The organism is Burkholderia sp. AU30198 (genome assembly GCF_020419825.1).
Taxonomy (GTDB): Bacteria; Pseudomonadota; Gammaproteobacteria; order Burkholderiales; family Burkholderiaceae; genus Burkholderia.
This window is the reverse complement of the sequence record NZ_JAIZSA010000018.1, coordinates 153,870-177,666: the sequence shown is the minus strand read 5'-3', so window position 1 is coordinate 177,666 and position 23,797 is coordinate 153,870. Positions and strand designations below refer to the sequence as shown.

Genomic DNA, 23,797 nt, shown 5'->3' with positions numbered 1-23,797 from the left:
CGACTTGCACCACCACCGACAGCTTAAAAGCCAGGCTGTAGTCCCGCTGCGTCCGCTTGATCCCTTGCTCCATCTGGCACCTCCTCGCCTCGGCGAAAAAGTGTCAACCTATTTCAGGATGGGTCACACACAATAAAAAAGCCGGTGCCGCGACGGACGGCACCGGCTGTCGCGCGTGGGCGCGATACGGGCGATGGCGTTACGCGAGCGCCTTCTCGACGATCTCGCGCACGTCGCGCGATTTCGCACCGGCGGCGACCTGCTCGAGCGCTTCGCGCATCCGGTCGCGCAGCGCCGGCGTGAAGCGGCGCCACAGTTCGAGCGAGCGGGCGAGGCGCGCCGCGACCTGCGGGTTGATCGCGTCGAGCGCGAGCACCTGTTCGGCCCAGAACGCGTAACCCGAGCCGTCCGCCGCGTGGAACTGCGCGGGGTTGGCCGCGCAGAAGCTGAAGATCAGCGAGCGCGCGCGGTTCGGATTCTTCAGGTTGAACGCCGGGTGCGCGAGCAGCTTGCGAACCTTCGCGAGCGTCGGCTGCGCGGGCGTACCGCGTTGCGCCGCCTGCATCGCGAACCACTTGTCGATCACGAGCGCTTCCTTCTCGAAGCGCTGGTAGAAGTCGGCGAGCGCGCGCTCGGCCGGTTCGCTCGCGCCGGCGGCTGCGGCGGACAGCAGCGCGCCGAGGGCAGCTGCGCGATCGGTCATGTTGTTCGCCGCGTCGTATTGCGCGGTCGCGAGGCGCACGGCATCGGCCGGATCCTCGAGCTCGGCGAGATACGCGAGTGCGAGGCTCTTCAGCGCGCGGCGGCCGGAGGCCTCCGGCGTCGGTTCGTAGGCGCCGGGCGTCTGGTGCTGCTCGTATGCGGCGAGCCATTCCGCGCGCAGCGCGGTGGCGAGCTGACGGCGCACGAACTGGCGCGCGCGATGGACGGCGGCCGGATCGGCTTCCGCCATCTGGTCGGCGAGGTAGGTTTCCGACGGCAGCGTCAGCGCGAGTTCGCGGAACGCCGGCGACAGCGTCGCGTCGGTCAGCACGCGGCGGAATGCGGCGACGAAGTTCTCGCCGAGCGTGAGCGGCTCGTTCGCGGCCGCACGCGCGGCGAGCGTCAGCAGCGCGCGCGTCGCGAGGCGCTGGCCGGCTTCCCAGCGGTTGAACGGATCGCTGTCGTGCGCGAGCAGGAACGCGAGGTCGTCGTCGCTGTAGTCGTACTCGACGATCACCGGCGACGAGAAGTTGCGCAGCAGCGACGGCAGCGGTTGTTCCGGCACGTCGACGAACGTGAAGGTCTGCTCGGTGTCGGTGAAGTCGAGCACGCGCGTCGTGCCTGCGGCGGCGGCTTCGCCGTCGAGATGCAGCGGCAGGTCGCGGCCGTCGCGGCCGATCAGGCCGATCGCGAACGGAATCAGCAGCGGCCCTTGCTGCGTTTCGCGCGCGGCCGGCGATGCGTCGCCGTAACCCTGCGCGAGCGTGACGGTATAACGGCGCGCGGCTGCATCGTACGCGGTGCGCACCGACACGCGCGGCGTGCCGGCCTGGCTGTACCAGCGCTCGAACTGCGCGAGGTCGCGCCCGTTCGCGTCGGCCATCGCGTGACGGAAGTCGTCGCAGGTCACCGCGTGCCCGTCGTGGCGCTTGAAGTACAGGTCCATCCCCTTGCGGAAGCCGTCACGGCCGAACAGCGTCTGGTACATCCGCACGACTTCCGAACCTTTCTCGTAGACGGTCATCGTGTAGAAGTTGTTGATCTCGACGTAGCTCTCCGGGCGCACCGGGTGGGCCATCGGGCCCGCATCCTCGGCGAACTGCAGCTGGCGCAGCACGCGCACGTCCTCGATGCGCTTGACCGCGCGGGCCGCCGATTCGATGGCGTCGCCCGCGGCCATGTCGGCCGAGAATTCCTGGTCGCGGAACACCGTCAGGCCTTCCTTCAGGCTCAGCTGGAACCAGTCGCGGCAGGTCACGCGGTTGCCGGTCCAGTTGTGGAAGTACTCGTGGCCGACCACCGATTCGATGTTCGCGAAGTCGGTGTCGGTCGCGGTCTCGGGGTTCGCCAGCACGTACTTCGTGTTGAAGATGTTGAGCCCCTTGTTTTCCATCGCGCCCATGTTGAAGTCGCCGACCGCGACGATCATGAAGCGGTCGAGATCGAGCTCGAGGCCGAAGCGCTTCTCGTCCCAGCGAATCGAGTGGATCAGCGAATCCATTGCATGACGCGTCTTGTCGAGATCGGCCGGCTCGACCCACACCTGCAGCAGCTTTTCCTTGCCCGAGCCGGTCGTGATCTTTTCCTCGATTGCGACGAGCTTGCCCGCGACCAGCGCGAACAGGTAGCTCGGCTTGCGGAACGGGTCTTCCCACTTCGCGAAGTGGCGGCCGTCGGGCAGGTCGCCGGAATCGACGAGGTTGCCGTTCGACAGCAGCACCGGGTAGGCGGCCTGGTCGGCGCGCAGCGTCACCGTGTACGACGCCATCACGTCCGGGCGGTCGAGGAAGTAGGTGATGCGGCGGAAACCTTCGGCTTCGCATTGCGTGAAGAAGTTGCCGCTCGACACATAGAGGCCCGACAGCGTCGTATTCTGGTCGGGTGCGCAGGCGCTTTCGAGCGTCAGCTCGAAAGCGTCGGGGACGTTCTCGACGGTCAGCCCGTGTTCGTGCGCACGCACGGCGCCATGCGGCGTGCCATCCAGCCATGCGCCGACGAATTCGAGCGCTTCGCCCATCAGCTCCAGGTGCGGCGCGGGCGCGGCGTCCGGATTGCGGCGCACGCGCATCGTATTCCTGACGATCGTACGGGCCGGCGCGAGATCGAATTCGAGCGCAACGGAATCGATGAGGAAGGCCGGCGGCGTGTAGTCGGCGCGGCGGATCACGGTGGAGGAGGCGTTGTCGGACATGGTCGTCGAGATCGGTGGAGTGGGGGACGCGCCCGCGGCACGGGCCGGGCGAACCGGGCCATTGTACAAAGGCTTGCGGCCGCGTGCCGGGCGAACTTTTTACCGGTTCCGGGAGTCCGCGTATTATCGGCATCCCGTTACGGTTCGCGCGGTGCGACGAACGGGTGACGGATCGAAGAGGATCAACATGAAACGCGATTGGATTCAACGCGGTGCGGGCTGGGCGGCGGTGCTGTGCGTGGCGCTGCTGACCGGCTGTACCAGCTACGTGACGACCCAGGTCACGGCCTTCTCCGACTGGAGCGGCAGCGACGCGACACGCACCTATGCGTTCACGCGCAGCGATGCGCAGAAGCACAGCATCGAGCAGTCGACCTATGAACCGATCGTCGCGAACGAACTGTCCACGTATGCGTTCCGGCAGGCGCCGGCCGCGCAGGCCCGCTATCTCGTCGGGCTGACGTACGGGGTCGGCAGCGATCTCGTTACCGTGCCGCAGCCGGTCTACTACGATCCGTGGTTCGCCGGCCCGGGGCCGTACTGGCGGGGCGGGCCGTGGGGACCGTGGGGCCCCTGGGGGCCGATGCCGGCCGGCTATGTCGCGCAGACCTATCAGGTGTTCGACTACACGCTCGGCATTCGCATTACCGAGCGCGCGACGGGCAAGGAGGTCTACAACGTGACCGCGCGCACGACCGGCGACAACGGCGCGCTGCTGTATGCAATGCCGTTCCTCGCGCGCAGCGCGCTCGCCGATTTCCCGCTGGCGAACGGCGCGGTCCGCACGGTGCGGCTGCCGGTCGACAAGCGCGGCGGGCCGGCCGCGCCGGCCGCCAACGAGCGAGCGGTGCCGGCGGCGCCCGCTTCAGGCGCAGCCGCCGCGAAGTAACGCGGCGTCAGTCTCGGCGCGGCCGTCCGGCCGCGCCCGCCATCTTCCTTCCCGTCAGACCCCGATGCCCAGCAGCGCGAGCGCACCGAGCACGACGAACAGCACGGCTGCAATCCCGTGCACGAGCTTCGTCGGCAGGCGGTGCGCGAAGCGGTCGCCGAGCAGGATCGCCGGCACGTTCGCGAGCATCATCCCGAATGTCGTGCCGGCCACGACACCGATGTAGTCCTGGAAGCGCGCGGCCAGCGCGACGGTCGCGATCTGCGTCTTGTCGCCCATTTCCGCGAGGAAGAACGCGACGAGGGTCGCACCGAACACGCCGAGCCGCGAACGGTTGGCATTGGCTTCGTCGGCATCGAGCTTGTCCGGCACGAGGATCCACAATCCCATCGCGATGAACGAGAACGCGAGCGCCCAGCGCATGATCGACGGCGTGACGAGCGCGCCGAGCCATTCGCCGAGCGCGCCGGCGAAACCGTGGTTCACGAGCGTCGCGACGAGCACGCCAAGAATGATCGGCATCGGCTTGCGATAGCGCGCGGCCAGTACGAGGGAAAGCAGTTGGGTCTTGTCGCCGATTTCAGCGAGCGCGACGGCGCCGGTGGAGATCAGGAAGGCTTGGGACACGGATGGGGTTCCACGGGCCGGTGTTGTGCGTGCGAGCGACGATCCACGGCGCGCCGGGCCCTGATGCGGCGCACTGTGAACCATCGGTCTCGCCAGGCCTAGGTGGCTGCGTCCGCCATGGCCATACGGCCAAGTCTGTTGACGGACGCCTCCGTCACGATGCGCGCCGGGGGCGCGGGACATCGAGCGGAGCGGCTACTCCCCAATGAGCGGCGAATTCTAGCACGGCGCGTCGCGCGCGGGAAAGCGGTCAGGCGGCGCGGCGCCCGGCGTCGGGGCGGGATCGGGATACGGCAATCTTCGGCGGCCCGGCAGGCGCGGCGGCGGATGCGCGCGCGTGCCGGGACGAGCCTCCGGGCAGGCCGTTACGCGGCGGGGCGGCGTGCCGCACCGCGCTCGTGGACGAGTTTGCCGGCCGCATAGGTGCGGTACACCGCGCGGTCGTCGCCGAGCAGCGCGAACGCGAACAGCAGTTCCTCGAGCGAGTCCGCGCGTTTCGTGCGGCGTGCGAGCAGCGGCGTGGCCCGCGGATCGAGCACGACGAAGTCGGCTTCGGTACGCGGCGCGAGCGTGCCGACCGTATCGGCGAGGTCGAGTGCCTGCGCGGCGCCGGCCGTCGCGAGCCAGAACATCCGCGTCGCGGTCAGGTGGTGGCCCGACAGCCGCGCGACCTTGTGCGCTTCGTTCATCGTCTGCAGCATCGAGAACGACGTGCCGCCGCCGACGTCGGTCGCGAGCGTGACGGGCACGTCGTATTCGCCGGCCTTGTCGAAATCGAACAGCCCGCTGCCGAGGAAGAAGTTCGACGTCGGGCAGTGCGCGACGACGGTGCGCGTCTCGGCCATCCGGCGGCGGTCCTCGTCGTCGAGGTGGATGCAGTGGCCGTACACCGCGCGCGGACGCAGCAGCCCGTAGCGGTCGTAAATGTCGAGGTAGCTGCGATGGCCGGGGAACAGCTCGGCCACCCATTTCACCTCGTCGACGTTTTCCGCGACGTGGCTCTGCACGAATACGTCCGGATGGCGGCGCGCGAGTTCGCTGCACGCCTCGAGCTGCGCCTCGGTCGACGTCGGCGCGAAGCGCGGCGTGAGCGCGTACATCTGGCGGCCCTTGCCGTGCCAGCGGCCGATCAGCTCGGCGCTGTCGTCATAACCCGATTGCGCGGTATCGCGCAGGAATTCGGGGCAGTTGCGGTCCATCAGCACCTTGCCCGCGATCATCCGCAGGTCGCGCGCGTCGCTCGCCGCGAACAGCGCATCGGCCGACTGCTTGTGCACCGTGCAGTAGACGAGCGCGCTCGTCGTGCCGCACGCGAGCAGCTCGTCGACGAAGAAGTCGGCGACTTCGCGCGCATGTTCCGGATCGCCGAACTGGCGCTCGGTCGGGAACGTGTACTTGTCCAGCCACGGCAGCAGGCCCGGTGCCGGCGACGCGATCATGTCCGTCTGCGGGTAGTGGATGTGCGTGTCGATGAAGCCGGGCACGATCAGCTTGTCGCGCAGGTCATGGACGATCGCGTCGCGCGCGAGCGTCGCGGCGAGCTGCGCGTACGGGCCGGCCGCGACGACCTTGCCGTCGTCGACGATCAGGAGGCCGTCGGTCTCATGGTTCGCGGCCTGGCTCGATTGCGCCGGGTCGCCGTTGAAGGTCAGCAGTTGGGAACGGAAAGCGGTTTGCGTCATGACGAATGGTCCTGCATCAAGGTAAGGCGAACAGAAGAAAACGAGCGACGCCGCACGGGGGCGGGGCGGTGCTTCGCGAGCGGGTGCGGCACGCTGCGTGCCGCACGTCCGGATGCGATGGCGCGGGCGAACGTGGCGGCCGAAGCCGCCAGCGAGTGGTTGCCGGCGGGCCTCGCAGCCGTCGTGCTTGCGACCGACGGGGGCGCGAACGCGACGGCAAACCGCGACGGCAGGCACGAGCGAGCGACGACGGACAGAGCCGTCGCCACGCGCGCACGCAGGCGACCGGCCCGGCGCAAGGCCGAACCGGTGGTCGCGAAGCGGATGCCGTTGCCGTGTTTCATCTGTCTAGCGTTCCTCGATGCCGGCCGTCACGCGGCCTGCCAGTACGCGTCGAGGCGCGCGTACAGTGCGTCGCGCTGCGCCGGTTCGATGAACGACGCCTCGAAGCCGTTGCGGATCACCGCGTGGACTTCGGCATCCGTGAGTTGCAGCCCTTCGGCCGTCGCGAAGTAGTTTTCATTGACGTAGCCGCCGAAGTAGGCCGGATCGTCGGAGTTGATCGTCACCGCGACGCCGCGATCGAGCAGCGCCTTCAGCGTGTGCTTCGCCATGTCGTCGAACACGCACAGCTTCAGGTTCGACAACGGGCACACGGTGAGCGCCGTGCGCGTTTTCGCGAGGCGCTCGACGAGTGCCGCGTCCTCGATGCTGCGCACGCCGTGGTCGATCCGGTCGACCTTCAGCACGTCGAGCGCTTCGTAGATGTACGCGGGCGGGCCTTCCTCGCCCGCGTGCGCGACGAGCTTCAGCCCGAGTGCGCGCGCCTTCTCGAACACGCGCGCAAACTTGGTCGGCGGATGGCCGAGCTCGGACGAGTCGAGGCCGACGCCAATCAGGCGATGGCGATAGCGCTCGAACAGCGGCAGCGCGGATTCGAACGTCGCGAGCGCGTCCTCTTCGGACAGGTGGCGCAGGAAGCACAGAATCAGCTTGCTCGACAGCCCGCGTTGTTCGGCATCGGTGAGTGCGCGCTCGATGCCTGCGACCACCGTCTCGATCGGCACGCCACGCTCGGTGTGCGTCTGCGGATCGAAGAACAGCTCGGTATGGACGACGTTGTCGGCGAGCGCGCGTTCGCAGTACGCGGCCGTCATGTCGTAGAAATCCTGATCGGTCAGCAGCACGCTCGCGCCTGCGTAATAGATGTCGAGGAACGACTGCAGGTCGGTGAACGCGTATGCGGCGCGCAGCGCGTCGATCGAGTCGTACGCGAGCTTCACGCCGTTGCGCTGCGCGAGCGCAAAAATCAGTTCGGGCTCGAGCGAGCCTTCGATATGGATGTGCAGCTCCGCTTTCGGCGCGCGGGCAATCTTGTCCTTGAATGTCGGGGTCATGGCGTCGTTCTTGGTCGGTCAGTAGGTAGGGGAAGCCTGCGCGGACGCATTCGCGTTTGCCTCGACGGCCTGCAGCAATTGCGCAGCCACCGAGATCGCGATCACTTCGGGTGCCTTGTCGATGATGCCTTCGACACCGATCGGGCAGCGCATCCGCGCGACCTGGGCCGGGTCGATGCCGATCGCGGCGAGGCGGTGATCGAACTGCACGCGTTTCGCGTGCGAACCGGTCATCCCGAAGTACGCATAGTCGCCGCGCCGCAGGATGCGCTCGGCCAGCACGAAATCGAGTGCGTGGTCGTGCGTCATCACGACGAAGTAGGACTGCGGCGGTGCTGCGTCGACTGCATCGGCCGGGGCAGCGGCCGCTTCGATCGCGAGGTTGCCGATGCCGGCGAGCGCATCGGCCGGAGGGAACGCCGCATCGGGCCCGTCGATCCAGCGCACGTGGCACGGCAGCGTCGCCAGCACCTTCACGAGCGCGGTGCCGATGTGCCCGGCGCCGAACAGCACGACGGGGAACGCATACGGTGCGATCGTTTCGGTCATCAGCGACACGCCGCCGGTTTCCCACAGCAGGCAGTCGGCACGCGCGGCTTCCGATTCGGGCTCGCTCAACAGCGGCGCGCCCGGCGAGGGGCCGAATGATACGCTACGGACGGTCGCGGCGCCGGCCGCGACTCGCTTCGCGAGCGACATGATCCAGCCGAGATCGCCCACATCGAGCCGCTCGAACGCGAGCACCACGGCGCCGCCGCAGCACTGGCCGAGGCTCGGGCCGAGCGCCAGCCGCTCGAGCCGGCGGGCATGCGGCACGTGCGCGCCATCCTTCAGCAGATGCCGCGCGATCTCGATCGCCTTCCATTCCAGATGACCGCCGCCGATCGTGTGGCGCGCCGTGTCGCGCGTGACGAGCATCTTGGTGCCCGCTTCGCGCGGCGCGGAGCCGTCGGTGTGCGCGACCGTCACGAGCACGGCCGCTTCGCCGTGCGCGAGCAGTTGCTGCAGATCGCCGAGCCAGGCTTCCATCAGCACGCTCCGTTCTGGACGACGCGGCACGACACGCGGCGCGGGCTGGCGAGCGTGGCGGCAACGATGACGGACGGGAGCGGGGCGGGCCGGCCGCATGGCCGATGCGGTGCGGCGGCAGCGCGCGGACGGCGCGTGCGGACGGCACCGCCGGATGCGCGGACGCCATGAGGGTGATGGATGCGGATGGTGTGCGTTGTCATGATGAATCCAGTCGACATTGCGGATCGGGCGCGCGTTACGCAGGGGTGGTGAGACCGCCTGGCCTCGCGCACGTAGATCGCCATCCAGTCCCGAAGATAGCACCGCAACGCGACGGGAACATCGCGGGGCGGTGATCCGGGCTATCAGGCGGCGATCATGTCGATCATAGGCCCGCCGCGCGGGATCGGGGCGCCGATGCGTGCACGTCGGGCCGAAACGCAGGCGTGGCGGGGCTTGGGCGCGGAAGTCGCGCGATGTGCGCTCACCCGGATCGCAGGGCGGCGGCGGAGTAGGTGTTTACGCGGGACCGGCCAGGCGGGGCCACCTAGGTGGAGCCGCCCCGGTGCGGCTGCTCAGGTGCGGCCCGCCGGGTTGGGCCGGCGAGCGCTCCGGGGCCGGCGGTCACCGGTCACCGGTCGGCGGTGTGCGGCCCGGGCGAGCGGGCCGCGCGCAGGCCGGTTGAAACCGGCCGGTCAGGCCACGAGCTTGCGGCGATGGCGCCAGAGGCTCGCGACGACCGCGATCAGGATCACTGCGAAGCCGATCAGTGCCCAGCCCGGCAGCAGGATGCCGAAGATCGGCGGATAGACGGTCTCGCACAGCCCGGCGACCTTGAACATGCCGGGGAACCACTGCGCGGGCGGCAGGCTGTCGACGATCGGCTGCAGCGTGTCGAAGCCGCAGCTGAAGCCCGGATTCATCTGGATCGACAGATGTCGGGCGGCCGTGCCGACACCGCCGGCCGCGGCGATCGCGATCAGCAGTTCGAGCACCCAGACGCCGCGCCAGTTGCGGATCCCGGCGGCCAGGAACGCGAAGATCCCGATCGCGCAGAAGAAGTAGCGCTGGATGATGCACAGCGGGCACGGATCTTCGTTCTTCACGTACTGCAGATAGAGCGCACCGGCCAGCAGGGCGATGCACACCCATCCGAGCAGCATCAGCAGGCGGCGTTCGCGGCGGATGGCGAGCGTGTAGTCGTTCATGTCGGCGGGGTTCCTCTTGGGTCGGTCCGGAAAACAATCGCGCGATTTTAGCGCGAACGGTCTGGCACGAAACTGACAGCGCGCGTGCGGCAACCTGCCGCACCACGCGCCGAGTCCGCCGGCGGTCGGTTGGCCGCGGTCAGCGGATCGTGTTCAGCACGGCCTCGACCGCCTGGCCGATCGCGAGCAGCGCGTCGTCGCGATGCGGTGCGGCCGCGAGCATCAGCCCGACCGGTGCCGCGTCGCGCGGATGGCAGGGCAGCGACAGCGCGCACGCGTCGAGGAAGTTGAACGCGCTCGGGTTGCGCAGGATCAGCGCGTTGGTGCGCGTGAACGCGGCGTCGTCCGCTTCGAGTTCGGCGATGCGCGGCGGCACGACCGGGACCGTCGGCGAGACGAGCGCATCGAAGCGCGACCAGACCGTGTGCGCGGCTTCGTCGAGCATCGCCGTGCGCGCGGCGAGCAGGTCGAGATAGTCGGCCGCGCTCGCGGGTTCGCCCTTCAGGATCCGCGTGAGCACGCGCGGGTCGTACTGGTCGCGGTGCTTGTCGAGCAGCGGGCGATGCCACGCGTAGGCCTCGATCGGCGAGAAGCCGAAGCGGTTGATGTCCGGCAGCCGGTCGAGCGCCGGGAAGCGCACTTCCGTGACGATCGCGCCGGCGGCTTCGAGATGCTTGAGCGCAGTGTCGAGCGCGGCTGCGACGTCGGCATCGACGCCATCGGTCACGTAGTTCGTCAGCACGCCGAGCCGCACGCCTTCGAGCGGCCGGGCGGCCGGCACGTGCGGTTCGAGGCCCGCGAGCATCCGGTCGACGAGCGCGCAGCAGGCGACCGTCAGGCCGATCGGGCCGAACGAGTCGAGCGTCGTCGACAGCGGCACGCCGCCTTGCGTCGGGATCCGGCTCGCGGTCGGCTTGAAGCCCGTCAGCCCGCACAGCGCGGCGGGAATGCGGATCGAGCCGCCCGTATCGGTGCCGAGCGCGACGGCGGCCATCCCGTCGGCGACGGACGCGGCCGCGCCGGACGACGAGCCACCGGAAATCCGCGCGTCGCCCGGCACGTCGCGGTGGTACGGCGAGCGCGGATGGCCGAAGTGCGGATTCAGCCCGAGGCCCGAGAACGCGAACTCGCTCATGTTGGTGCGGCCGACCAGCACCGCGCCCGCCCGCTTGAGCCGCGCGACGGCGACCGCGTCGGTGTGTGCGGCCGGCGCGCCGTCGAGCACGCGCGAACCCGCGCGCGTCACCTGGCCCGCGACGTCGAACAGGTCCTTGACCGACACGGGAACGCCCGCGAGCGGTGACAGCACGGTGCCGGCGGCGCGCAGCCGGTCATGCGCGTCGGCGGCCGCGCGGGCGTTGTCGGCATCGACTTCGGTGAAGACGACCGCGCCCTGGCCCGACGGATCGGCGATCCGGTCGAGCGCGGTGTCGACGAGCGCGCGGCTCGTGGTCCGGCCGGCGGCGAGGTCGGCGGCGAGCTGGGCGAGCGGGGGGAAGGGCGTGAAAGTGGTCATGGCGGCTCAGGGACGAAGATGTTGAAGAAGCGTGGAGCGGAACGAATCGATATGGCTTTCGACGGCCGCACGCGCGCCGGCGGCGTCGCGCGCGGACAGCCGATCGAACAGTGCGCGATGCTCGTGCTGGACGTCGGCGAGATGGTGAGGTTCGGACAGCGTAACGAACCAGAAGCGCAGCGAGCGCTCGTGCAGCGCGCGCAGGATCTCGGCGAGGACCGCATTGCGCGCAGCGGCGGCGATCGCCTGGTGGAACGCGCGGTCGAGTTCCATCATGCCCTCGACGTCGTGCGTGTCGACGCAGGCCTGTCCTTCGTCGAGCAGCGCGGCCAGGCGTGCGAGATCGTCGGGCGTCGCATGGCGCGCGGCGAGTTCCGCGCAGTACGCTTCGTTGATGCGCCGCACGTCGATCACCGCGACGATGTCGTCGAGCGACAGCGGTTGCACCATCAATCCCTTGCGCGGCATCACGGACAGCAGCCCTTCGAGCACGAGCCGATGCACGGCCTGGTGCACCGGCGTGCGGCCGATACCGGTGCGCGCGACGAGATCGGCTTCGTTGAGCGCGGCGCCGGGCTTCAGGCGCATCGTGGTGATGTCGCGCTGGATCAGCGCGTACGCGCGGTCGGCGAGGCTGGCCGCCGGCGCGGCGGGGCGGTTGGGGGTGACGTCGGTCAGGGCATTCATGCGGAGGGCGGTGCGGCGGCCGGGCGGGGCGCGATCATGGCGCGGGCGATCGGGAAGCGTGGACGATGCCTGGATATTATTGTGATATATCACTGGTGTCCAGTACCGGTCGCGAAGCATTGGCGTTGCCGGCGCGCGGGCGGGAACGCTCCCCGACGCAGTTTGCCGCCGACTTGCAACAATATCGACAGGATGTTGCAGGTTTGCCGCTCGATCGTGCGCTGAAGCATAATGAATCCTCGTTTATCCATACGCGTGAGCGACGTACCAGACCATCGTCATGAACGAACACACGCCTTCCCCGGCCGGTCTGCCCGGCACCTCCTCCGTTTCTTCCGATTCTCCCCGTACCGATCCGGCGAACGCGCCCGATGCGCCGGCAGCCCAGGCCGCCGCGCAGAACGTCGCCGCGGGCGGCGCGTCGCCGGTTGCGGCGGCGTCCGAGCCGGGCGCGCCCGGTGCCAAGGGCGCCGCCGTCGATGGCGCTGCCGCTGCCGCGCCGCCGAAGCATGGCGCGCCGCCGCCGGGGTTCGGCGCACAGCCCGACTTCGACACGCCGCGCCCGCCGCCCGCGAGCGCGCAGAATGCGCCGCCGGCCTACCTGAAGCAGAGCGACACGCCGTGGTCGGTGTTCGGCCGGATCGTGGTCGCGCGTGCGCGCCGGCTGTTCGACCGTGCCGGCCAGCGCATCACGCAGCGCACGCTGCGCATCGGCGTGTCGGCGCGGATCTTCCATCCGGAACCGGGCGCGAAGGGGCTGCGCGGCAAGACGCTGCAGTATCTCGAGGAGTCGATCGCCCACTGGGTGATGTCGCGCGATGTGCTCGTGTTCATGATCCCGACCGTCGGCCATCAGGGCATGATTCACCCGAGCAACATCCGCCTGCGCGATTACGCGAAGCATCTCGACGGCCTGCTGCTGCAGGGTGGTGCAGACGTATCCCCGCAAACCTATGCCGCCTCCGACGCCCGCCCTGAATGGCCGGGCGATCGCGTGCGCGACATGTACGAACTCGAGCTGCTGCACGAGTTCGTCGAATCCGGCAAACCCGTCCTCGGCGTGTGCCGCGGCTGCCAGCTGATCAACGTCGCGTTCGGCGGCTCGCTGTACCAGGACATCGCCACCGATGTGCCGACTGCGAATGCGCACGTGAGCGAGCATTACGACCAGCATCGTCACGCGATCCGCTTTCCGGATTCGTCGACGCTTGCGAGCATGTTCCCCGGGCGCAGTGAAGCGATCGTCAACTCGATTCACCATCAGGCGATTCGCGATCTCGGCCGCGATCTGAACATCGAGGCCGTGTCGGCCGGCGACGGGATCATCGAAGGCATTCGCCATCGGCGTTCGCCGTTCGTCGTCGGCGTGCAGTGGCACCCCGAGTTCCATCGTGCCGGCGGCTCGGAGTTGCTCGACTGCACGCCGCTGCTCGATGCGTTCCTGCGCGCGGCGCGCGAAACACGCCTGTAACAGCCGCACGCTTCGCGTCGTACGAAGGCCGGCCGCATCCCGATGAATTCGAGATGCGGCCGTTTCGTTTTGAACGATAATCGCGAGTCCCGATTCGTTCGCCGGAGTCTGACGTTGGCTTTCCGAAATTTTTCCCCTGCACGATGCGCAACGTGGATCGTTGCGCTGGCTGCCTGTGCGCAAGCGGGCACGGCCTGGTCTGCCGATGCGACCGCGCCTGCCGCCGGCACGCGTCCGGCGGTCACGAGCCTGCGTGGCGACCCCGCGGCAACCAGCGTGGCTGTGACGGATGCGTCCGCGCAAGGCAACGTTGCCGAGCTGACGCAGATGCTGCACGACGGCCGGATCGTCGAGATGCGCACGACCTACAACGGCAGCTACGGCGCGAGCCTGATGTTCGACCCGCACGAGATGACGTACTACGTCGCGCTGTTCCAGGACAAGCACCTGTGGCGCGTGATCCGGTCGCAGGAGAAGAGCCGTGCGGAGATGGTGTACGCGAACTTCGTTCAGCAGACCGTACAACTTGCCGATATCGAGATCCGCCGTACCGAGCTGGAGGCGCAGAAGGCGTTTCTCGAGCGTGTGATCGCGCTGCAGGCGAATCGTGCGCAGCAGTTGCAGGCCGACCTGAGCGTTGCGCGCAGCCAGCAGGCCGAAGTCGCGCAGCGGCAGCGGTCGGCGCAGGAGCAGGCACAGGCGCTGCAGGTCGAGAAGCGGGCCGCGCAGCTGCAGCTGCGCGATCTGCAGGAGCAGGTGCGACAGCTCGAGAAGCAGACCGAGACGGGGCTGCCCGCGCACAAGTAACGATTCGTCAGACGGACGCGGAGAGACGAGCAAAACCCGGCGAAGCGAGGCTTCGCCGGGTTTTTTTATGGCGCGGCTGTCAGCGTGCAAATGCGTCCGGCGTATCGGTCACGCGGCGGTGGGACAGTTGCGTCGTCCAGTCGAAATTGACCGGAGGGGCGTGCGTTGCGCGGGCTGGCTGCGTAGCGCGCAGCGCGCTTGCCATCGCGATCAGCGTGAGCGGATCGTCGAGTGTGTCGCGTGAATGGGCGATTGCGCGCGGCGCGGTCGCGAGCCGATCGCGTGCCCGGGTGTCGACCGTGTTGCGCCGGACCGGCGGGCGCGCAGCCAGCCGCTGCATGGTCGGGCGCCGGGCCGGTGCCGCTGTCCCGTGCTTGCCGTTCGAACGGGGCGACGAAGCAGTGGCCTGGCGCGGCATGTCGGACGTTGCCTGCGGACGAAGCGATGCCGGATGACGTGTGACGTGGTGCGTGGCCTGCGGTGATCCGGCCGTTGTCGCGACAGGCGCGGCCATCTTGCGCTGCGGCGCAGCGTTCGACGACGTATGCGGCTGAACCGTCGCGACCCGCACGGTGCCGGACGACGACGTCGCGTGATCGGGTGCGCCGTCGGCCGTTTGAATTGCGTAGGCGAGCCCGAGTCCTGCAATGGGTTCATGCGTGGCGATCAGCCAGCCGATGATGCCGAGCGCGCCGATGCTCCAGCAGAGCGCGTACCTCGCACGCCGGTCGCGAGCGCCGCCGGCGATACGGCGGGAGCGCCGGCCGGCGGCGGCAGGCAGCGCAACCGGCGACCCGGCGGAAATCGGGGCGGGCACTGCGATGGGCAGCGGCTCCCAGTGGCACGCGCGGTGCGGCCGGTCCACGTCGATGCAGGACGTCGCCAGTGTCGCGACGCAGTGCTTGCCGGGCTGCGTACCGGGTGCGTCGCGAAAGATCCAGTCGCGGCCGAACGACGGCACGTGATCGAGCGGAGCGACGCGTGGGCGGGCGAGCACGCCTGCAACGGGGACGAGGTGCGATGGGGTCATAGGGCGGTGCGCCACGCGACACGGGCAACCGTACCGGTGCGGCGCGGAACTGTCGTTGCAAATCGAGACATTGTGGTCAGCCGGCGAAGGCCGGTCGATCAGATCAATCTGATTTTTGCTTCCGTTTCGGGACGACTTGTACGAGGAGAACGCTGCGAGAGCAACGGCAGGGGCGACACAAGGCAAATGTCGGGTTGGCGTGGCATGATGCGCGAACCATGCCGGTGCGCGCGTCGCTGCGCGGCGCGCCGCCGGCAGGCAGCGATGCCCGTGCGCGCCGGCCCGGCGCCGCGTGTGTCGTCGGATCCATGCGGCGCGGATTCGCGCCATCCGAGCTGAGCGAGAAAAACATGTCTACCGCGTCACACGCCATCGCGCAGGAATCGAAATTCCGCACCGTGTTCCGGGTCGTCAGCGGCAACTTCCTGGAAATGTACGACTTCATGGTCTACGGCTATTACGCGTCGGCCATCGCGAAAACCTACTTTCCGAGCGGCAACGCATTCGCGTCGCTGATGCTGTCGCTGTCGGTGTTCGGCGCGGGCTTCCTGATGCGGCCGGTCGGCGCGATCGTGCTCGGTGCGTACATCGACCACCATGGCCGCCGCAAGGGGCTGATCCTGACGCTCGGGCTGATGGCGCTCGGCACGCTCACGGTGGCTGCGATACCCGGCTATGCGTCGATCGGCGTGCTCGCGCCGGCGCTCGTGCTGCTCGGCCGGCTGCTGCAGGGCTTTTCGGCGGGCGTCGAACTCGGCGGCGTGTCGGTGTATCTGTCGGAGATCGCGACGAAGGGCCACAAGGGGTTCTATACGTCGTGGCAATCGGGCAGCCAGCAGGTGGCCGTCGTGTTCGCCGCGTTCGTCGGCGTGCTGCTCAACCGTGCGCTGCCGGCCGAGGAGATGACCGCGTGGGGCTGGCGCATTCCGTTCCTGATCGGCTGCCTGATCGTGCCGTTCCTGTTCCTGATCCGTCGTTCGCTGAAGGAGACCGACGAATTCCTCGCGAAGCGCCATCGTCCGACGATGGGCGAGATCATGCGTTCGATGCTCGACAACTGGGGCATCGTGGTGGCAGGCATGGGGATGGTGATCATGACGACGGTGTCGTTCTACATGATCACCGCCTATACGCCGACGTTCGGCAAGGAAGTGCTGCACCTGTCGTCGCTCGACGCGCTCGTTGTGACCGTCTGCGTGGGGATTTCCAATCTCGTGTGGTTGCCGTTGTCCGGTGCGTTGTCCGATCGCATCGGGCGCCGCCCGGTGCTGATCGCGTTCACCGTGCTGACGCTGCTGTCGGCTTATCCGGCCGTGCTGTGGCTCGTCGGCGATCCGTCGTTCCTGCGGCTGCTCGCGGTCGAGCTGTGGCTGTCGTTCCTGTACGCGTCGTATAACGGGGCGATGGTCGTCGCGCTGACCGAAGTGATGCCGGCCGACGTGCGCACGGCCGGTTTCTCGCTGGCGTACAGCCTGGCGACGACGATCGGCGGCTTCACGCCGGCGATCTCGACGCTGCTGATTCATCAGACCGGGAACAAGGCGGCGCCGGGGCTGTGGCTGAGCGTTGCCGCGATTTGCGGGCTGGTCGCGACACTCGTGCTGTACCGCACGCCCGAGGCGCGCAACCAGTACAAGGCGGCCTGACGGGCCCCCACATGTCGCGCGGCGCGGGCCGCACGCATCGCATTGAAAAAGGGAGCGCGGCGCGCTCCCTTTTTTCGTCTGCGTTCAGGCTTCGCGCAGCATGCCGGCGACCGCGGCCGCCGCGTCATTCCATTGCCCGGGCGCGGGTTGGCGGGCGAGCCGGGCCTGCGGATACCACGGGCAGTCGTCGCCGGTGAACCAGCGCCAGTCGGGCGCGAACGGCAGCATGACCCACAGCGGCTTGCCGAGCGCGCCAGCGAGGTGCGCGACTGCCGTATCGATCGTGACGACACCGTCGAGCCGCTCGATCAGTGCAGCCGTGTCGGCGAAGTCGTTCAGCCGGCCGTCGAGCCGATGCACGCGCGGATGCGCGTCGACGCGCGCGCGTTCGTCGTCGTCGAGCGCGGGCTGCAGCACGATCCAGTCGATGTCCGGCAGCGCGAGCAGCGGTGCAAGCGCGTCGAACGGCATCGAGCGGTTTTCCTGCGCCTGCCGGCGCCCCGACCACGCGAGACCGAACTTGCGCTTCGACTGCCCGCCGAGAGAACCACGAAAGCGCCGGCCGGCGCCGTCGGGGGCATCGAGGTAGCGCGAGCCTGCGACGATGTCCGCCGTCTGAAGCCCGAGCAGGAACGGCAGGCTCATCAGCGTGCATGCGACATCCGCGGCAGGCGGTTTCGCGCTGCCCTGTGCGACGAGCGTCACGCGCCAGCGCGACGCGGCCGGCGCCAGCAGCGTAACGAGTTCCGGCTGGACTTCGAGCACGACGCGCGCGCAGCGTGCGCGCGCGAGCGGCACGAAGCGGACGAACTGCAGCGTGTCGCCGAAGCCCTGTTCGGCACGGATCAGTAGCGTGCGCGACGCAATCGGCTCGCCTTGCCAGCGCGGCAGCGTGCCGAGCGGCGTCGCGCCCGGCGTGTCGTGGCGCGCTTCATAGGCGGGCAGGCCGCGTGTGAAGTCGCCGAGCGTGAGCAGTGTGACCGCGCGGTGCAGCCGTGCCAGCGTGAGATCGGGCGCGACGCGCAACGCCTGGTCGAACGCGCGCAGCGCCATTTCGTGCGCACCGAGCGCGTGATGTGCGTTGCCGAGGTTCAGCCAGGCCAGGCTGAACGACGGATCGAGACCGACCGCACGCTCGTAGTAGGGCAGCGCGTCGCGGTGGCGGGCCTGCGCGCTCAGTGCGTTCGCGAGCCCGAACAGCGCGAGCGGAAACGGCGGATGCAGCGCGAGCGCGGTTTCGAACGCGGCGGCCGCCTCGGCATGCCGGCCGACCGCATCGAACGTGTTGCCGAGATTGAAATGCGCGGCGACGAAGCGCGGCTGCGCGGCGATCGCGGCCTGGAAGTGCGCGATCGCGTCGTCGGCGCGGCCCGTCGCGTTCAGCGCCATCGCGAGGTTGTTGTGCGCTCCCGCATGCCCGGGCCGCAGCTCGAGCGCGCGATGAAACGCGGCGAGCGCGTCGTCGTGGCGGCCGAGCGCGTTGAGCGCGTTGCCGAGATTGTTGTGGATCGACGCATCGTCGGGCGTGAGCCGGAGTGCGCGGCCGAATGCATCGATCGCGTCGTCGTGACGCTGCAGCGCCGCATACGCGTTGCCGAGGTTGTAGTGCGCGAGCGGAAATTCGGGCGCGAGCGTCAGCGCGTTGCGAAAGCGGTCGACCGCTTCGTCGAGCCGGCCGAGCGCCTTGAGCGCGTTGCCGAGATTGAGCTGCAGCGCCGCATCGTCCGGCCGCAGCGCGACGGCGCGGCCGACGAGATCGGCCGCCTCGGCGTGCTGGCCCTGCTGGTGCCGCAGCACGCCGAACAGATGCAGCGCGTCGGCGTCGGCGGGGTTGGAGGCGAGCGCGTTGCGATAGCCGTGCTCGGCCTCGGCGAGGCGGCCCGCGCGGTGTGCGGCATACGCCCGGTCGAATGCGGAATCCATAACGCGAAAACTGACGGAAAGCGCGTATTTTCCCACACTGCGCGGCGGTGCCGCGAGTCGGTCGGTTGGCATATGGCCCCGTCACGCGGAGCGGCGTAGACTTGCAAGGTCGCGTGTCATCGAGGTTCTCATGGCTGACACACTGCCCGATATCCGGCCCGTGCTGATCGTCGGCGCGGGGCCGACCGGCCTTGCCGCGGCGATGAGCCTCGCGCGGGCCCGCGTGCCGGTGCGCATCATCGATCGGCTCGCCGCGCCTGCGCCGCATTCGCGCGCGATCGGCATCCAGGCGCGCACGCTCGAACTGCTGGAGCAGCATCGCGCGGTCGAGCCGTTTCTCGCGCTCGGCCATCGTGCGCATGCGGCGGCGCTGCATGCCGACGGCCGCGTGATCGCGCGGCTCGATTTCGATCCACTGCAAACGCGCTATCCGTACCTGCTGTTTCTCGACCAGACCGTCACCGAGCGCCTGCTTGCCGAGCACCTGGCCCGGCTCGGCGTGACGGTCGAGCGCGGCGCGACGCTGACCGCGTGCGACGCGGGCGGCGCGTCGCTCGACGTGTCGATCCGCTGCGCCGATGGCCGCGACGAATCGTTCGCCCCGTCGTACCTGATCGCGGCCGACGGTGCGCACAGCACGGTCAGGCATCTGCTCGGCCTGGGCTTCACCGGGCATGCGTTCGAACAGACTTTCCTGCTGGCCGATTTCGCGGCGATACCCGACTGGCCGGACGAGGAAATCCACCTGTTCACGACACCCGAAGGCATCGCGGGCTTGTTTCCGATGGGCGGCGGCCGTTACCGGCTCGTGGCCGACCGGCCGCCCGGCAGCGACGCGTCGCCCGATGCGCCGACCCCGTCGCTCGCGGAATGCGACGCGATCGTGCGTGCCCGCGCCGGTGCGTCGATTTCGCCGAGCGATCTCGCATGGTCGTCCTATTTTCACCTGCACAGCCGGATGATCGACCGGCTGCGTCACGGCCGCGTGTTCTTCGCGGGCGACGCCGCGCACGTCCACAGCCCGGCCGGCGCGCAGGGCATGAACACCGGCATCCAGGAAGCGTTCAATCTCGGCTGGAAGCTCGCGCGCGTGCTCGGCGCGGGCACGCCCGAGCGGTTGCTCGATACGTATCACGCGGAACGTCATCCGATCGAGCGCGACGTGTTGCGGCAGACCGGTTTCGTCACGCAGATCGTCGAGGCCGAGCGTGGCGCGATGAAGCTGCTGCGCGATCACGTCGTGCCAGTGCTGGCGTCGTTCGGGCCGATGCGCGACGCGGTGCGGCGCACGGTCAGCGAGCTCGGCGTGCAGTACCGGAAGAGTCCGCTCACGCTCGAGCGCGTGCTCGACGGCGGGCCGCGCGCAGGCGAACGGGCACCCGACGCGCACGTGCGGGTGCTCGACGGGCCGCTCGGTCAGGCGCCGGGAACGGCGCGGCTATACGACCTGCACGATCCGGCGAGCTTCACGCTGCTGCTGCTGGAAGAGCCGGCGAACGCGGATTCGGGTGCGGTGCCGCCGGTGTCGGCCGATGCGCAGGCGCTCGTGCAGGGGCTCGAACGGATCATGCCCGATGCCGTGCGTGTCTGGCGCGTCACCGATGCCGAAGGCGGTGATGCCGCGCTTGCGCAGGAATACGGCCGCTCGCGGCCGTCGTTTTACCTGCTGCGGCCGGATGGATACGTTGCCGCGCGCGGGCGCACGGCAACCGACGCGAACGCGCTGCTGCGTCACTGCGAAAGCTGGTTCGCGGGCATGTCGCGGCCCGCTTGACGGGGCGGTCAGGCGGTCGCCGCGGCGGGCACGAGCGACGCGCGGTGCGCGGCGATCGCGTCGCGCACGATCGGCGCTGCACGTTGCGCGGCCTCGCTCGACGGGTCGTCGAGCGCCGCGAGCAACGCGCGGCGCATCCGCGGCTCCCAGAAGCGCCGGATATGGTCGGCGATGCCGGCCAGCGCTTCGTCGCGATCGGGCATCGATTCGAAGAATGCGCCGATCTGGTTGGTCATGTCGATCAGGTGTCCGTTGTCCATCGCTTCCTCACTTGCCTGACGTCACGCCGGCGGTCGCGGCTGCGCGGCGCTCGAGCAGGTCGAGCTGCTCCGCGTTGAAGCGCGCATACGCCTGCTGCCAGTCGGACGGCTGCGCGACGGGCAACACCTGCACGGCCGTCACCTTGTACTCGGGGCAGTTCGTCGCCCAGTCCGAGCTGTCCGTCGTGATCACGTTCGCACCCGATTCGGGGAAGTGGAACGTCGTGTACACGACACCCGGCTGCATGCGTTCGGTCACGAGCGCGCGCAGCACCGTCTGCCCCGCACGCGATTCGATGCCGACCCAGTCGCCGCTGCGGATACCGCGATCCTGCGCGTCGTGCGGATGGATCTCGAGGCGATCCTCTTCGTGCCAGCGGACGTTCTCGGTGCGGCGTGTCTGCGCGCCGACGTTGTACTGCGACAGGATGCGACCCGTCGTCAGGATCAGCGGATAGCGTTGCGTGACCTTCTCGGGCGACGCAATGAACTGCGTGATCACGAACTTGCCCTTGCCGCGTACGAATGCGTCGATGTGCATCGTCGGCGTGCCTTCCGGTGCCTGCTCGTTGCACGGCCACTGGATGCTGCCGAGCGCGTCGAGCTTCGCGTACGACACGCCCGAGAAGGTCGGCGTGAGCCGCGCGATCTCGTCCATGATGTCCGACGGATGCGCATAGTCCATCTCGTAGCCGAGCGCGCGCGACAGCATCAACGTGACTTCCCAGTCCGCATAGCCCGCGAGCGGCGGCATCACCTTGCGCACGCGCGAGATACGGCGTTCCGCGTTCGTGAACGTGCCGTCCTTTTCGAGGAACGACGAGCCGGGCAGCAGCACGTGCGCATATTTCGCGGTCTCGTTCAGGAAGATGTCCTGCACGACGATGCACTCCATCGCCGACAGCGCGGCCGCGACGTGCTGCGTATTCGGGTCCGACTGGACGATGTCCTCGCCCTGGCAGTAAAGCCCCTTGAAGCTGCCGTCGAGCGCCGCGTCGAACATGTTCGGGATGCGCAGCCCCGGCTCCGGTTGGAGTTTCGCCGACCACGCTGCTTCGAACTGCGTGCGCACGATCTCGTCGCCGATGTGCCGGTAGCCGGGCAGTTCGTGCGGGAACGAGCCCATGTCGCACGAGCCCTGCACGTTGTTCTGGCCGCGCAGCGGATTGACGCCGACGCCTTCGCGGCCGATGTTGCCGGTCGCCATCGCGAGGTTCGCGATGCCCATCACCGTGGTCGAGCCTTGCGCGTGTTCGGTCACGCCCAGCCCGTAATAGATCGCGGCGTTGCCGCCCGTCGCATAGAGGCGCGCGGCTTCGCGTACCAGTTCGGCCGGCACGCCGGTCACGTCGGCGGTTGCTTCGGGCGAGTTGTCGGCACGCGAGACGAATTCGCACCATTGCTCGAACGCACGCGTCTCGCAGCGCTCGGCGACGAACGCGTCGGCGACGAGCCCTTCGGTGACGATCACGTGCGCGAGCGCGTTGACGATCGCGACGTTGGTGCCGGGGCGCAGCTGCAGGTGGTGGGTGGCCTTCACGTGCGGGCCGTCGACGACGTCGATGCGGCGCGGGTCGATCACGATCAGCTTCGCACCCTCGCGCACGCGCCGCTTCAGCCGCGAGCCGAACACCGGGTGGCCGTCGGTCGGGTTTGCGCCCATCACGACGATCACGTCGGCCTGGCCGACCGACGCGAACGTCTGCGTGCCGGCCGATTCACCGAGCGTCGTCTTGAGGCCGTAGCCCGTCGGCGAGTGGCACACGCGTGCGCAGGTGTCGACGTTGTTGTTGCCGAACGCGGCGCGCACCAGTTTCTGCACGAGGTAGGTTTCCTCGTTCGTGCAACGCGACGACGTGATGCCGCCGATGGAATCGCGGCCGTACTTCTGCTGCAGCTTGCGGAATTGCGTTGCCGCGTAGGTGAGCGCTTCGTCCCAGCTGACTTCGCGCCACGGGTCGGTGATCTTTTCGCGGATCATCGGCTTCGTGATGCGGTCCTTGTGCGTGGCATAGCCCCACGCAAAGCGTCCCTTCACGCACGCGTGGCCCTCGTTTGCGAGGCCGTTCTTGTGCGGTGTCATGCGCACGACCTGCGTACCCTTCATCTCGGCCTTGAACGAGCAGCCGACGCCGCAGTACGCGCAGGTCGTGACGACCGAGTGTTCGGCCTGACCGAGTTGCACGACGGATTTTTCCTGCAGCGTGGCGGTCGGGCACGCGGCGACGCACGCGCCGCACGATACGCATTCCGACGCCATGAACGATTCGCTTTCGCCGGCGGCCACACGCGATTCGAAACCGCGTGCGGCGATCGTCAGCGCGAACGTGCCCTGTGTTTCCTCGCAGGCGCGCACGCAGCGGTTGCAGACGATGCACTTCGACGGGTCGTATGTGAAGTACGGATTCGACTCGTCCTTCTTGTCGCGCAGATGATTCGCGCCGTCAAAGCCGTAACGCACCTCGCGCAGCCCGACGACGCCTGCCATGTCCTGCAGCTCGCAGTCGCCGTTGGCGGGGCAGGTGAGGCAGTCGAGCGGATGGTCGGAGATGTACAGCTCCATCACGTTGCGACGCAGCGACTGCAGTCGGTCCGATTGCGTGCGCACCTTCATGCCCGCTTCGGCAGGCGTCGTGCACGATGCCGGATACCCGCGCCGGCCTTCGATCTCGACGAGGCACAGCCGGCACGAGCCGAACGGTTCGAGCGAATCGGTCGCACAGAGCTTCGGGACGTTGACGCCGGCTTCGATTGCCGCGCGCATCACCGACGTGCCGGCCGGCACCGTGACCGGCTGGCCGTCGATTTCGAGCGTGACGTCGGTATCGGCATGGCGTTGCGGCGTGCCGTAGTCGGTATCGTCGAACGGATCGCGGGCACGCGCCTGAGCGGCGCTCTTGCACGCGCATTGGCCCGAGCCGCAGCCGCCTTGGCGGACGTTGTTCGTGTCGAGGGACATGCAGGGCTCCTTCTGGG

The 23,797-nt window shown here is 68.8% G+C and carries 18 protein-coding genes and 1 riboswitch; of the genes, 5 read left to right on the top strand and 13 right to left on the bottom strand.

The window, feature by feature from the left end; genetic code table 11:
• Window positions 1-199 precede the first annotated feature (199 nt).
• Window positions 200-2,893 (bottom strand): aminopeptidase N, encoded by a 2,694-nt coding sequence (gene pepN / locus LGN19_RS31595; RefSeq protein WP_226219160.1) that lies wholly within the window; start codon window positions 2,891-2,893, stop codon window positions 200-202.
• 187 nt (window positions 2,894-3,080) lie between these two features.
• On the opposite strand from pepN, the gene LGN19_RS31590 reads away from it, so the two are divergent.
• Window positions 3,081-3,782: a DUF4136 domain-containing protein gene (locus LGN19_RS31590; protein ID WP_226219158.1), complete on the top strand. Its 702-nt coding sequence runs from the start codon at window positions 3,081-3,083 to the stop codon at window positions 3,780-3,782.
• A 54-nt stretch (window positions 3,783-3,836) separates the two neighbouring features.
• On the opposite strand, the gene LGN19_RS31585 is transcribed toward LGN19_RS31590, so the two are convergent.
• The 8 genes from LGN19_RS31585 to LGN19_RS31550 all read right to left on the bottom strand — a co-directional run bounded on the left by LGN19_RS31585 (window position 3,837) and on the right by LGN19_RS31550 (window position 11,910).
• Window positions 3,837-4,409, bottom strand: a complete 573-nt coding sequence (locus tag LGN19_RS31585) for a TMEM165/GDT1 family protein (RefSeq protein WP_043181806.1) — start codon at window positions 4,407-4,409, stop codon at window positions 3,837-3,839.
• A 78-nt stretch (window positions 4,410-4,487) separates the two neighbouring features.
• Window positions 4,488-4,625, bottom strand: a riboswitch (yybP-ykoY riboswitch).
• Between the two features lie 149 nt (window positions 4,626-4,774).
• The gene (gene guaD / locus LGN19_RS31580; RefSeq protein WP_226219156.1) at window positions 4,775-6,091 is read right to left on the bottom strand and encodes a guanine deaminase; all 1,317 of its coding nucleotides are present in this window, start codon (window positions 6,089-6,091) and stop codon (window positions 4,775-4,777) included.
• Window positions 6,088-6,435, bottom strand: a complete 348-nt coding sequence (locus LGN19_RS31575; RefSeq protein WP_174962210.1) for a hypothetical protein — start codon at window positions 6,433-6,435, stop codon at window positions 6,088-6,090. Before LGN19_RS31575 ends, guaD begins: the two co-directional genes overlap by 4 nt.
• Window positions 6,436-6,462: 27 nt before the next feature.
• Window positions 6,463-7,488: an adenosine deaminase gene (locus LGN19_RS31570; RefSeq protein ID WP_226219154.1), complete on the bottom strand. Its 1,026-nt coding sequence runs from the start codon at window positions 7,486-7,488 to the stop codon at window positions 6,463-6,465.
• A gap of 18 nt (window positions 7,489-7,506) precedes the next feature.
• On the bottom strand, window positions 7,507-8,517 hold the full coding sequence (gene xdhC, locus LGN19_RS31565; protein ID WP_226219152.1) for a xanthine dehydrogenase accessory protein XdhC: 1,011 nt from the start codon (window positions 8,515-8,517) through the stop codon (window positions 7,507-7,509).
• A 677-nt stretch (window positions 8,518-9,194) separates the two neighbouring features.
• Entirely contained in the window at window positions 9,195-9,707 is a 513-nt protein-coding gene (locus LGN19_RS31560; RefSeq protein WP_085039729.1) for a disulfide bond formation protein B, read from the bottom strand.
• A 139-nt stretch (window positions 9,708-9,846) separates the two neighbouring features.
• On the bottom strand, window positions 9,847-11,223 hold the full coding sequence (locus tag LGN19_RS31555; protein ID WP_226219150.1) for an amidase: 1,377 nt from the start codon (window positions 11,221-11,223) through the stop codon (window positions 9,847-9,849).
• A gap of 6 nt (window positions 11,224-11,229) precedes the next feature.
• Window positions 11,230-11,910, bottom strand: coding sequence for a GntR family transcriptional regulator (locus tag LGN19_RS31550; RefSeq protein ID WP_226219148.1), 681 nt, complete (start codon window positions 11,908-11,910; stop codon window positions 11,230-11,232).
• Window positions 11,911-12,190: 280 nt separating this feature from the next.
• Here LGN19_RS31550 and LGN19_RS31545 point away from each other — a divergent pair, with 280 nt between their 5' ends.
• Together LGN19_RS31545 and LGN19_RS31540 are read left to right on the top strand one after the other, a co-directional pair.
• Complete coding sequence (locus LGN19_RS31545; RefSeq protein ID WP_122944771.1) at window positions 12,191-13,381, top strand: gamma-glutamyl-gamma-aminobutyrate hydrolase family protein; 1,191 nt, start codon at window positions 12,191-12,193, stop codon at window positions 13,379-13,381.
• Window positions 13,382-13,495: 114 nt separating this feature from the next.
• On the top strand, window positions 13,496-14,188 hold the full coding sequence (locus tag LGN19_RS31540; RefSeq protein WP_226219146.1) for a DUF2968 domain-containing protein: 693 nt from the start codon (window positions 13,496-13,498) through the stop codon (window positions 14,186-14,188).
• A 79-nt stretch (window positions 14,189-14,267) separates the two neighbouring features.
• Here the strand turns inward: LGN19_RS31540 and LGN19_RS31535 are convergent, their stop codons facing one another.
• Window positions 14,268-15,548 (bottom strand): hypothetical protein, encoded by a 1,281-nt coding sequence (locus LGN19_RS31535; RefSeq protein ID WP_226219144.1) that lies wholly within the window; start codon window positions 15,546-15,548, stop codon window positions 14,268-14,270.
• 20 nt (window positions 15,549-15,568) lie between these two features.
• Here LGN19_RS31535 and LGN19_RS31530 point away from each other — a divergent pair, with 20 nt between their 5' ends.
• Window positions 15,569-16,864, top strand: coding sequence for an MFS transporter (locus tag LGN19_RS31530; RefSeq protein WP_122946622.1), 1,296 nt, complete (start codon window positions 15,569-15,571; stop codon window positions 16,862-16,864).
• A gap of 84 nt (window positions 16,865-16,948) precedes the next feature.
• Here LGN19_RS31530 and LGN19_RS31525 read toward each other — a convergent pair whose 3' ends face one another.
• On the bottom strand, window positions 16,949-18,787 hold the full coding sequence (locus LGN19_RS31525; RefSeq protein ID WP_413227254.1) for a tetratricopeptide repeat protein: 1,839 nt from the start codon (window positions 18,785-18,787) through the stop codon (window positions 16,949-16,951).
• 130 nt (window positions 18,788-18,917) lie between these two features.
• On the opposite strand from LGN19_RS31525, the gene LGN19_RS31520 reads away from it, so the two are divergent.
• The gene (locus LGN19_RS31520; protein ID WP_174962227.1) at window positions 18,918-20,561 is read left to right on the top strand and encodes an FAD-dependent monooxygenase; all 1,644 of its coding nucleotides are present in this window, start codon (window positions 18,918-18,920) and stop codon (window positions 20,559-20,561) included.
• Between the two features lie 8 nt (window positions 20,562-20,569).
• Here the strand turns inward: LGN19_RS31520 and LGN19_RS31515 are convergent, their stop codons facing one another.
• Window positions 20,570-20,821: a formate dehydrogenase subunit delta gene (locus tag LGN19_RS31515; protein WP_226219140.1), complete on the bottom strand. Its 252-nt coding sequence runs from the start codon at window positions 20,819-20,821 to the stop codon at window positions 20,570-20,572.
• A 7-nt stretch (window positions 20,822-20,828) separates the two neighbouring features.
• Window positions 20,829-23,780: a formate dehydrogenase subunit alpha gene (gene fdhF, locus LGN19_RS31510; protein ID WP_226219138.1), complete on the bottom strand. Its 2,952-nt coding sequence runs from the start codon at window positions 23,778-23,780 to the stop codon at window positions 20,829-20,831.
• Between the last annotated feature and the right edge of the window lie 17 nt (window positions 23,781-23,797).